This window comes from Limobrevibacterium gyesilva (assembly GCF_025989185.1).
Classification (GTDB): domain Bacteria; phylum Pseudomonadota; class Alphaproteobacteria; order Acetobacterales; family Acetobacteraceae; genus Limobrevibacterium; species Limobrevibacterium gyesilva.
This window is the reverse complement of sequence record NZ_JAPDNT010000002.1, coordinates 160,603-170,787: the sequence shown is the minus strand read 5'-3', so window position 1 is coordinate 170,787 and position 10,185 is coordinate 160,603. Positions and strand designations below refer to the sequence as shown.

Below are 10,185 nucleotides of genomic sequence, written 5' to 3'. Positions count from 1 at the left end.
AGGCTTCCGGCAAGGCCGGGCTCGGGCTTCCGGCGCCTTGCTGATGATGCGCTAGACTGAAGCCATGACGCAGCCCCCGGACACGCCGCATTGCCGCCCCCGATCGCAACCGCGTCCGTGGCTGTGGCTGCTGGCCGCCTTCGTCGTGGCGGCGACCCTCGATCTTGCCGTGATCGGATTTGTGCTCGGCAGGCTGGACCGCACGCCGCGGGAATGGGCGGCATTCCTGGCCCCGCACGCCGATCGCGGCGGCTCCATGCCGGCCCGCGTCGCCGCCTGGACGGTGCGCTATCTCGACTGGGCCGACAGGATCGATGCGCCGCCTGCCACCGCGTTGCCGGACTGGATCGGCGCATCGCCGGCCCGGTCTTGGCAGGTGGGCGGCGGGAGGGTGCGCGACGTCGGATCCACCGCGGCATTGGCCGCTGCGGTCAATTCGGCCGATCCCGGCGATGTGATCCTGCTGCGCCCCGGCGCGTACCGCCTGGACGACATCAGATTGCGCGTTGCGCGCGCCGGAACCGCGGAGGCGCCGATCACGCTGCGGGCCGACCGCCTGGGCGCGGTGGTGATCGAGTCCGCTGTGGACGAGGCCATCAAGGTCTCGGCGCCTTACTGGCGGTTCGAGAATCTGGTGATCCGCGGCGTGTGCAGCGCCGATTCCGTCTGCGAGCACGCCTTCCACGTCGTCGGCGACGCGCATCACACGATCATCCGCAACAGCCGCCTGCAGGACTTCAATGCGCAGGTGAAGATCAACGCCGAGAGCGGCATGTTCCCCGACGAGGGCATCATCGAATGGAGCACGCTCGCCAACACGCATGTGCGCGACACCGGGAATCCCGTGACGCCGATCGACCTCGTGGCCGCCAAAGGGTGGCGGATCAGCGACAACCTGATTGCTGATTTCGTCAAGGCGCAGGGGAACAGCGTGTCGTACGGCGCTTTCGCCAAGGGTGCCGCCGAGGACAGCGTATTCGAACGCAATGTCGTGCTGTGCGAATTCCGGCTGCGCGGCTTCGCCGGCCAGCGCATCGGCCTGTCCTTCGGCGGCGGCGGCTCGCCACCGGACATCCGGCGCGACAGCGGCCGCTCGGGCATCGAGCACCAGGGCGGAGCGATCCGCGACAACCTGATCGCCTTCTGCAGCGACGACGGAGTCTACCTCAACCGTGCCGCGCGAGCGCGGGTCGAGCACAATACCCTGATCGACACAGCCGGCATCGACGCTCGCTTCGTGCATTCGTCAGCCGAAATCAGCGCAAACGTCGTGGACGGCGTGATCCGCCAGCGCGACCAGGCGCAGGTGCAGGCAGACGCCAACCGTTCGACCCGCTTGCTGCTTCTGTTCCTGGGACTGCACCCGCAGCGTGGCCTGTTCGCCGATCCCGCCGCACTCGATCTGGCGTGGCGGGACGCAGTGCCGCGTCAGACTGCACCCGCCGGGCGGCGCGACCTGTGCGGGGCGGAGCGGCCCGGGCAGCCAGCGGCCGGTGCGTTCGAGGACTTCGCCGCCTGCCTGCGACGGGCGCCTGCTCCGCCCCAGGCATCCGGCGGCGGTTGAATGTGGGCGGGAATTGGGCAAGCATGCGCGACCCAGGAAGAAGCATCCGGACGCGTCCCCACGAGGGCGCGATCAATCGGGCAAAGGGAAGCCACGATGACAGACCCCAGGCGAGCCGACCGCTATGTCGGCTACGAGCGGCTGAAATTCGACTATCCCCACCCGCGCGTGCTGCGCATCACCATGTCGAACCCGGCCAGGCTGAATGCCGCCGATCAGCAGATGCATGGTGAGCTCGGCCGGATCTGGAAGGACGCCGACGCCGACCCCGACATCTCCGCCGTGATCCTGACCGGCGAGGGGAAGAACTTCAGCGCCGGCGGCGATTTCGACATGATCAAGGGAATCATCGACGACTTCCACACCCGCGCCGCCAACTGGAAGGAAGCGCGCGATCTCGTCTACAACATCATCAACTGCAACAAGCCGATCGTCTCCGCCATGCGCGGCGTCGCCGTGGGCGCCGGCCTGGTGGCCGGGTTGCTGGCCGACGTGTCGATCGCGACCAACGACGCGCGCATCATCGACGGGCATACGCGCCTGGGCGTCGCCGCCGGCGACCATGCCGCCATCATCTGGCCGCTGCTGTGCGGCATGGCGAAGGCGAAATACTACCTGCTGACATGCGATCCGCTGAACGGCGCCGAAGCCGAACGCATCGGCCTGATCTCGCTGAGCGTCGAGGACAGCGAGCTGGAGGCGAAGGCGCTGGCGGTGGCGACACGGCTGGCAGAGGGCGCGCCGCACGCGATCCGCTGGACGAAATATGCGCTGAACAACTGGCTGCGCCTGGCCGGCCCCACCTTCGATGCATCCCTGGCGCTGGAGTTCCTGGGCTTCACCGCGCCGGACGTGAAGGAAGGCCTCGCGGCGCATCTGGAGAAGCGGGCCCCCGCATTCAGGCCGGAAAGCAAGCTGTAGGCATGGAACCGGCCCCGGCTCCCACCCGCCTGGAGGCCGTTCAGACTCCTGGCGGCAGCTTCTATATTGAGCAATACGAGGTGGTGCGCATCACCTGGATCGATGAAGGGGCGAACGACATCCAGCGGCTGCTGCACAGCCGCGCGATGGACGCCTGAACAACACGGAGTTTTCGGACATGGCGCTGTCGCACGATAAAGGCCGCATCAATTTTGCCACATGGAAGCCCACGCACTTCGTGTGGTCGCTGCATGGCAAGGTCGCCACGATCACGCTCAACCGCCCGGAGCGGAAGAACCCGCTGACCTTTGAAAGCTACGCCGAGCTGCGGGACCTGTTCCGAGAACTGCAATATGCGGACGCGGTGAAAGCGGTGGTCATCACCGGCTCGGGCGGCAATTTCTGCTCGGGCGGCGACGTGCACGAGATCATCGGTCCCCTGGTGCGCATGCAGGAAGCCGGCGACATGCAGGGCCTGCTGGATTTCACCCGCATGACCGGCGACGTGGTCAAGGCGATGCGCGCCTGCCCGCAGCCCATCATCTCCGCCATTGACGGCGTCTGCGCCGGCGCCGGCGCCATCCTGGCCATGGCGTCGGATCTGCGCCTGGGCACCCCGTCGAGCAAGGTCGCCTTCCTGTTCGCGCGGGTGGGCCTGGCCGGCGCGGACATGGGCGCGTGCAACATCCTGCCCCGCATCATCGGCGCCGGCCGCGCGGCCGAACTGTTCTACACCGGGCGGGCGATGGACGGGGTCGAAGCCGAGCGCTGGGGGTTCTACAACCGCCTGTGCACGTCGGACGCCGTGCTGACCGAGGCGCAGGCCCTGGCCGCACAGATCGCCGACGGCCCGACCTTCGCGCACGCCATGACCAAGCGCTGCATCCACCAGGAATGGAGCATGTCCGTCGATGATGCGGTGGAAGCCGAAGCGCAGGCCCAGGCGATCTGCATGCAGACCAAGGATTTCGGCCGCGCCTACTACGCGTTCGCCGAGAAGAAGAAGCCGATTTTCGCAGGCAACTGATGTCCGACACCTCGTTTCTCGACTGGCCGTTCCTCGACGACACCCATCGCGCCTTTGCCCGCAGGCTGGAGGCCTGGGCCGCCGAACATATCGGCACGGACGTGCACCCGCACACGGATGTGGACGGCGAATGCCGCACTCTCGTGCGCAAGCTGGGCGAAGGCGGCTGGCTCGCCGCCGCCGTGCCGGAGCAGGGCGAGCAGGCGTTGGATGTGCGCACGCTGTGCCTGACGCGCGAGATCCTCGCACGCCATTCCGGCCTCGCGGATTTCGTCTTTGCCATGCAGGGCCTCGGCACCGGCTCGGTCACGCTGTTCGGCACCCCGGAGATGCGCGCACGCATCCTGCCGCCGGTGCGCGCCGGCGAGCGCATCGCCGCCTTCGCGCTGAGCGAGCCGGATGCCGGATCGGATGTCGCCGCCCTGTCCACCACCGCCACGCGCGTGGCCGGCGGCTGGCGGTTGGACGGCGAGAAGACCTGGATCTCCAACGGCGGCATCGCCGGTCACTATGTGGTGTTCGCCCGCAGCGGCGAGGCGCCCGGCGCACGCGGGCTTTCCGCCTTCGTGGTGGAAGCGGACACGCCCGGCCTCGCGATAGCCGAGCGGATCGAGGTCATCGCGCCGCATCCGCTGGCAACGCTGAAATTCGAGAACTGCGTCGTGCCCGACAGCCATTTGCTCGGGCAGCCGGGGGAGGGGTTCAAGGTGGCGATGGCCACGTTGGACATCTTCCGCCCCACCGTCGGCGCCGCCGCCCTGGGCTTCGCCCGCCGGGCGATGGACGAGGCGCTGCACCGCGCGGCGACGCGCCAGATGTTCGGCCGGCCGCTCGCGGATCAGCAGATGACCCAGGCGAAGCTCGCCGACATGGCGGTGGCGATCGACACCAGCGCCCTGCTGGTCTACCGCGCCGCCTGGACGCGCGACGTGCAGCGCCGGCGGATCACACGCGAAGCCGCGATGGCGAAGCTGCACGCCACCGAGACCGCCCAGCGCGTGATCGATGACGCCGTGCAGATCTTCGGCGGCCTCGGCGTGAAGACCGGCGTGAAGGTGGAGGAACTGTATCGCGAGATCCGCGCGCTGAGGATCTACGAGGGCGCCACCGAGGTGCAGAAGCTGATCATCGCTCGCCAGATGCTGGCGGAGTTGCGCAACCAATGATCCGAACCTGAAGTCCGCAGCGCGAACTTCAGGTTTCCGCCGGTCCTAGGCCGCCTGATCTGCGGCGGGCCTGCCGGCGAGCAGCCGGTCATAGATCGCCACGTGCTTCGCGGCGGTCACCTGCGGCGGGTCCGGCTGCTGCATGGTCCTGGTGATGGCGGTCAGCTTCTTGCGGTCCTTGGCCAGGCCACGCAGCAACGCCGCCAGCGCCGCGGCGCTGCCCACCGGGAAATGGAAACCGTCCTGGCCCGGCCGCACCTTCTCGGCCATGCCGCCGATATTGCTGCAGATGATCGGCCGCTTGTTGCGCAGGCATTCCTGGATCACCACCGGCGAGTTCTCCCACCAGATCGAGGGAACCAGCACCGCATCCGCCATGCGCATCAGCCGGTCCACGCGCTGGTTGTCGTAGGCGCCATGGAACCGCACGTTGCGGCCCGCCTTGTCCAGCCGGGTCAGGAAGTCCGTCTGGAACTCCTCCGGCTGGCTGGAATAGTCGCCGTGGATGTCGAACCGGATGTTCGTCACCCCCTCATCCTCCAGGATGGCTGCCGCTTCCAGCAGCACGTGAATGCCCTTCAGGAACGAAATCTGGCCAAAATATCCGATGTCGAGGGTGTCCGCTTCGTCCTCGTTCGTGTCGTCCTTGACCGTGCTGTCCCCGGCGTTGTCGACGGGTGCTATGACGTTCTCGATCACCGACATCTTCGCGGCCGGAAGTCCCCAGGCGACATAGCGCTCGGCGAGGAACTGGCTGGGCGAGATGAAGTGGTCGACGAGATCGAAGAAGCGCATGACATAGGCCTTGCGCAGGAAGAAATCCGCCCTGTTGATCTCGGGGAAGCACTTGTTGCAGTCACGCAGCGTCGCCTCGTAGCAGAGGTTCTTCTTCTGCTTCGTCACCATCTGGCCGTAATGGTTGCAGATCGCCTGGAACTCATGCAGCGTCAGCACGATCCGGCTGTCGGGCAGGATGCGCTTGATGTGCAGGAAGGTCTCCACGCCGAAATTGACGTAATGGTGGAAGTGCAGGATGTCCGGCACTACGTCGCGAAGCACCGCCTCCAGCTCGCGCGGATAGGTCTTGTCGAGATTGGAAAACTTGAACCAGTCGAAGCTGGACGAGGCATACAGGAACTGCCGGTCGCCGAAGGGCTGGGTGATGGCGCTGCCCAGCCGGGCGCCGGGCTCGCGCACGCAGCCCATGAACCAGACGTCCCAGCCAGGCTGCGCCGCCAGCGCTTCATACAGCCGCCAGGCCGCGATCTCGGCGCCGCCCTTGGAGATGGCGGGATGGCTGTGAGTCGCGACCAGAACCTTGGTCGGCGCGGCAGGCACCATGCTGCGCGGCATTGCCGAAGTCATGCGGGTTGCTTGTCCTTCACTGTGACGCTGGTGCGGCGCTCGGGCGCGTCCGGTGCGGAGATATCGGCAGGCGAGGGGAGCGGTTGCGGGGCGATCGCGGCCCGCTGCGCCTGGCGCGCGCGGATCTGCGCGCCCCAGCGGCCATCATGCGTCCAGGCATTGTACAGCGTCAGGTTCATGCGCCAGCGCTGCTCGGAGCCGGCCTGCGACTGCCGCTCCAGATGGAACATGGTCACGTCCAGATCGACCGCGCATTCCAGCCCGATCTCGGCGAGCTTCATGCACAGATCGGAATCCTCGAAATCCCCGATCGCGAAGCTTTCGTCGAACCCGCCGAGTTCGCGCACCACGCGGCGCTCCAGCACCATGCAGGCGCCGGTGATGGCATCGCAACGCCGCAGCCCGCGCTGCGCCGGCGGCCGCCACCCCTTGCGCTCGTGCAACGGGAACAGCCAGTTCCCGAACTCCGGCAGCGGCTCGAAGATCATGCCCATGTGCTGCACGGACCGGTCCTCGAACAGCAGCAGCGGACCGACGGCGCCGAGCGACGGATTGTCCTGCAAGCGGGCAACCAGGCGCTCCATCCAGTCGTCGCTGTCGGGGAACACGTCGGAGTTCAGGAAGCAAAGGTACCGCCCGCGGGCCAGGGCCACGCCGACATTGTTCGCTGGCGCGTAGCCGACATTGCGGGGCAGCAGCACCAGGCGGAACGGGATCTTGAAGCGCGCATGGATCGAGGCCGCCAGCACCTCGGCTTCACGCTGCCTGGGCGGATCGTCGAGAACATAGATGATCTCGTGCGCGATGCCCGCCTCGTGGCGCGACAGGAAGGCGAACTGGTATTCCATGAAGTCCAGCCGGCCATACAGCGGAACGATCACGGACAGGACCGGCGCCTCCGGCTGCGGCCCGAAATCGATCACCTCGTGGTCGCTCGGGTCGCGCAACCGCTCGCGGTTCAGGCTCGCCACGCTGGGGCCGATGACATTGTCATAGACGCGCGCAAGCTCGTCGTAGCGAACATCGAAGCGATCGAGCAGGAAGCGCATGGCCGGCATACCCTGCAGCTTGGGCTCGGTGATGCCGCGATAGCCGATCTCGCCGCGCGCCGTCTCGATCTCCAGATAGCTGGTCTCGCCCGGCTGGAACACGTTCGGCACGTACAGCATGAAGCCGTTGCGCAGCTCCTGGAAGCCGTGCTGCGCGCCCACGCTGTTCAGCACGTCCGGCCGGTCGATCCGCACGAATTGCTCGGGCCGCAGCATCGCCGAATGGCTGCCGGACTGCAGCCGCATCGCCTTGACCACGCCGGGCTTCGCGAGCATCCAGCCGATCAGCGCAACCCCGTTGGGCGGGCAGAAGATGGTCTCGTCGATCTCGACGAACACGCGGTCATGCAGTCCGCCCAGCGTGCTCGTCCCGCTATAGCCGCGTCGTCCCGCCAGGGCGGTGATGGCGGCCTTGGACGGGTTGGCCCGCAGCTGCCCGACCACGCGCCGCAGTGGCACGGCCAGCTCGGCGTCGCGCAGCGACGCGGCATTGGCCGCGGGTGACAAGGTCCAGCTGGATCCCTCAGAGGAGATGCTCAGCGAGACAAGGTCGCCGATGGGACGGCCCGGCCCCTCCAGATAGACAACGGCGCCGACGCCTTTGCCGCCCAGGTCCTCACGCAGGAGGGTGGAGAGCAGCGCGGGCCCTGCGACCTGCCCCTGCTCGAAATAGGCGATTGCCTCGACTTTCCCATCAAGCGACGCATGCTCCGGCGTGACCCAGCCGGAAAACATCCAGCCATGCGCCGGGGTGAGGAAACCGTAGAAGTCGATGCTCCCCAGGCCGGCCGGGGCGGGCAGCTCCGCCGATGCAGCAAGCCGGGCGGGCTCATGCGGTGGCGCCGCCGCAGCGCCGGGGCCGGGAACCGGCAGCGGCGTCGGCGCGGCGGGCGGCTCGGCGCGATACCCGAACGCCACCACATGCGCGAAGGCATCGCGGCTGATCCCGGCCTCGATATCGGCGCGCGCCGTCGGATGGTTGGCGAGGTGACGGCGCAGGTCGATGCCCCGCGACGGCTGGCGCAACGCGAAGACGCCGGCCTTGAGGAACGCGATGAACCCCGATACATGCGCGCCTGCGCGAACCGACGCGGCAATGTCCGGGTTCTGCGCGAGGTAGAAGTCTTCGGAGAATTCCGGCCGCGGATCGTGCCGCCTGGCGTCGGGGCTGGCGAGGTAATGGTGCAGGGCGCAGGCATAATCGCGGCGCTCGAGCGCGGCGCGGGCATCCTCGTACTGCTCTACGTACCAGACCGGGTCGAAATACACGGCAGTGGTCGCGTCCATCCGGTCGAACCAGACGCGGCGCAGGAAATGGACGAATGGTCCGGCTTCCTCGATCGCCCCCATGCCTTCGCCGTCGCGCGCGATGAAGGCGCGATAGGTCGCGGGATCGAACAGCAGATGCGCAATCCGCTGCTCGCGGCCACCGGACTTGATGTAGTGATCATACCGATTGAAGCATTGGTGCTCGACCAGGACCTGATCCGTCAGGTCCGGCGAATACAGGGCGTAAACATCATCGTCATACAACCAGTGCGGCGAGCGGTTGACGTAGCCGATCCTGCAATAATGCTCATAGCCGGACATCACGAATCCGGCGGCGATTTCATCGGCCACGTCCGGGTATCGTTGCAGATACCATTTCTCGTCGAAATACATGTTCGGCGAATGGCCGAGGCTGCGGCCATGATCGAGATAATGCTGCCGGACCGCCTCGAACGACTCGCCCTGGATCTGGTCGAGTGCATCCGGATAGGCGCGCAGATACCACGCGTGGTCGAACATGCACCACGACGGGCTTGTCCGCGCCTGCTGTGCGAGGATCTGCTCCAAGTCCTCGGTTGTCATTCACCCGGCTCCGACCGACGGTTAATAATTCAAGCCTAATATCACCAATAACAGCGTCGAAGAACCGGGTATCATTGAGTTGTTTCGCTCATGATACCGCGACTTTCGCGGGTGCGGCAGTGTAGCCGGAACCTGTGCTCGCGCAACACGAAACTCCGCCGCGCGGGGCTATGTTGCGTAGCCGTGCGGATGCGCCTCGCGCCAGCGCAGCGCCGTGCGGACGATCGCATCCAGCTCCTGGAACCGCGGCGTCCAACCGGTCTCGCGGGCGATGCGCGCGGAGGCAGCCACCAGCGCCGCCGGGTCGCCCGGCCGGCGCCCCGCCAGGCGCACCGGCACCGGGCGGCCGGTGACACGCTCCACTGCGCGGATCACCTCCAGCACCGAGTGCCCGTGCGAGCTGCCGAGATTGTAGGTCACGCTGCCGCCGTCCAGCCGGTCCAGCGCCAGCAGATGCGCATCGGCGAGGTCCGTCACATGGATGTAGTCGCGGATGCAGGTGCCGTCCGGCGTGTCGTAATCGGTGCCGAACACGGCGATCTCCGGCCGCCGCCCGAGGGCCGCGTCGATCACCAGGGGGATCAGATGCGTCTCCGGCCGGTGGTCCTCGCCCAGGCGGCCATCGGGGTCGGCGCCCGCGGCATTGAAATAGCGCAACACCGCGCTGCGCAGGCCATGGATGCGGTCGGCCCAGAGCAGCGCCCGCTCCAGCATCCACTTGCTCTCGCCATAGGGCGAACCCGGATCGATCCGCGCGGCTTCGTCGATGGGGATGCGCTCGGGGTGGCCGAACAGCGCCGCCGTCGAGGACAGCACGAAGCGGGTCACGCCGTGGCGGATGCAGGCATCGATCAGGCGCAGGCCGTTGCCGCTGTTCTCGGCCAGATAGTGCATCGGCTCGCGCATGCTGTCGCCGACGAGCGACAGCGAAGCGAAGTGGAACACGGCGTCCCAGCGCCCCCCGGCGAGCATCGCGTCGATCGCGCCGGCATCGGCAAGGTCCGCCTGCACGAAGCCGGCGCCAGGCAGCACCGCGCCCCGATGGCCGGTGCGCAGGTTGTCGAACACCACGACGTCGTCGCCCCGCGCAAGCAGGGCGGCCACCAGATGGCTGCCGACGAATCCGGCGCCACCGGTGACAAGGAAGCGACGCGGCATGGGCACGGTCTCCGTCTTGCGAGTGTCGGATCTACAGGCGTCAGGTATCGTGAGCGGCAGCGGCGCGCAACGCCGATCCGATCA

The 10,185-nt window shown here is 67.4% G+C and carries 8 protein-coding genes; 5 read left to right on the top strand and 3 right to left on the bottom strand.

The window, feature by feature from the left end:
• The first annotated feature begins 64 nt into the window (after window positions 1–64).
• The 5 genes from OL599_RS04775 (at window position 65) to OL599_RS04755 (ending at window position 4,678) form a co-directional block, all read left to right on the top strand.
• Window positions 65–1,564, top strand: a complete 1,500-nt coding sequence (locus tag OL599_RS04775) for a right-handed parallel beta-helix repeat-containing protein (RefSeq protein ID WP_264712501.1) — start codon at window positions 65–67, stop codon at window positions 1,562–1,564.
• A 96-nt stretch (window positions 1,565–1,660) separates the two neighbouring features.
• A complete protein-coding gene (locus OL599_RS04770; RefSeq protein WP_264712500.1) occupies window positions 1,661–2,485 on the top strand; it encodes an enoyl-CoA hydratase/isomerase family protein in 825 nt (274 codons plus the stop codon).
• 2 nt (window positions 2,486–2,487) lie between these two features.
• Window positions 2,488–2,643, top strand: a complete 156-nt coding sequence (locus OL599_RS04765) for a hypothetical protein (RefSeq protein WP_264712499.1) — start codon at window positions 2,488–2,490, stop codon at window positions 2,641–2,643.
• 20 nt (window positions 2,644–2,663) lie between these two features.
• Complete coding sequence (locus OL599_RS04760; RefSeq protein WP_264712497.1) at window positions 2,664–3,512, top strand: enoyl-CoA hydratase family protein; 849 nt, start codon at window positions 2,664–2,666, stop codon at window positions 3,510–3,512.
• Window positions 3,512–4,678 (top strand): acyl-CoA dehydrogenase family protein, encoded by a 1,167-nt coding sequence (locus OL599_RS04755; RefSeq protein WP_264712496.1) that lies wholly within the window; start codon window positions 3,512–3,514, stop codon window positions 4,676–4,678. The genes OL599_RS04760 and OL599_RS04755 overlap by 1 nt, the downstream gene beginning before the upstream one ends.
• Window positions 4,679–4,723: 45 nt before the next feature.
• On the opposite strand, the gene OL599_RS04750 is transcribed toward OL599_RS04755, so the two are convergent.
• From OL599_RS04750 to galE, 3 genes are all read right to left on the bottom strand, one after another.
• Entirely contained in the window at window positions 4,724–6,019 is a 1,296-nt protein-coding gene (locus OL599_RS04750; RefSeq protein WP_264712495.1) for a glycosyltransferase, read from the bottom strand.
• Between the two features lie 20 nt (window positions 6,020–6,039).
• The gene (locus OL599_RS04745) at window positions 6,040–8,943 is read right to left on the bottom strand and encodes a glycosyltransferase family 2 protein (RefSeq protein WP_264712494.1); all 2,904 of its coding nucleotides are present in this window, start codon (window positions 8,941–8,943) and stop codon (window positions 6,040–6,042) included.
• 168 nt (window positions 8,944–9,111) lie between these two features.
• A complete protein-coding gene (gene galE, locus OL599_RS04740; RefSeq protein ID WP_264712493.1) occupies window positions 9,112–10,101 on the bottom strand; it encodes a UDP-glucose 4-epimerase GalE in 990 nt (329 codons plus the stop codon).
• Window positions 10,102–10,185: the final 84 nt, after the last annotated feature.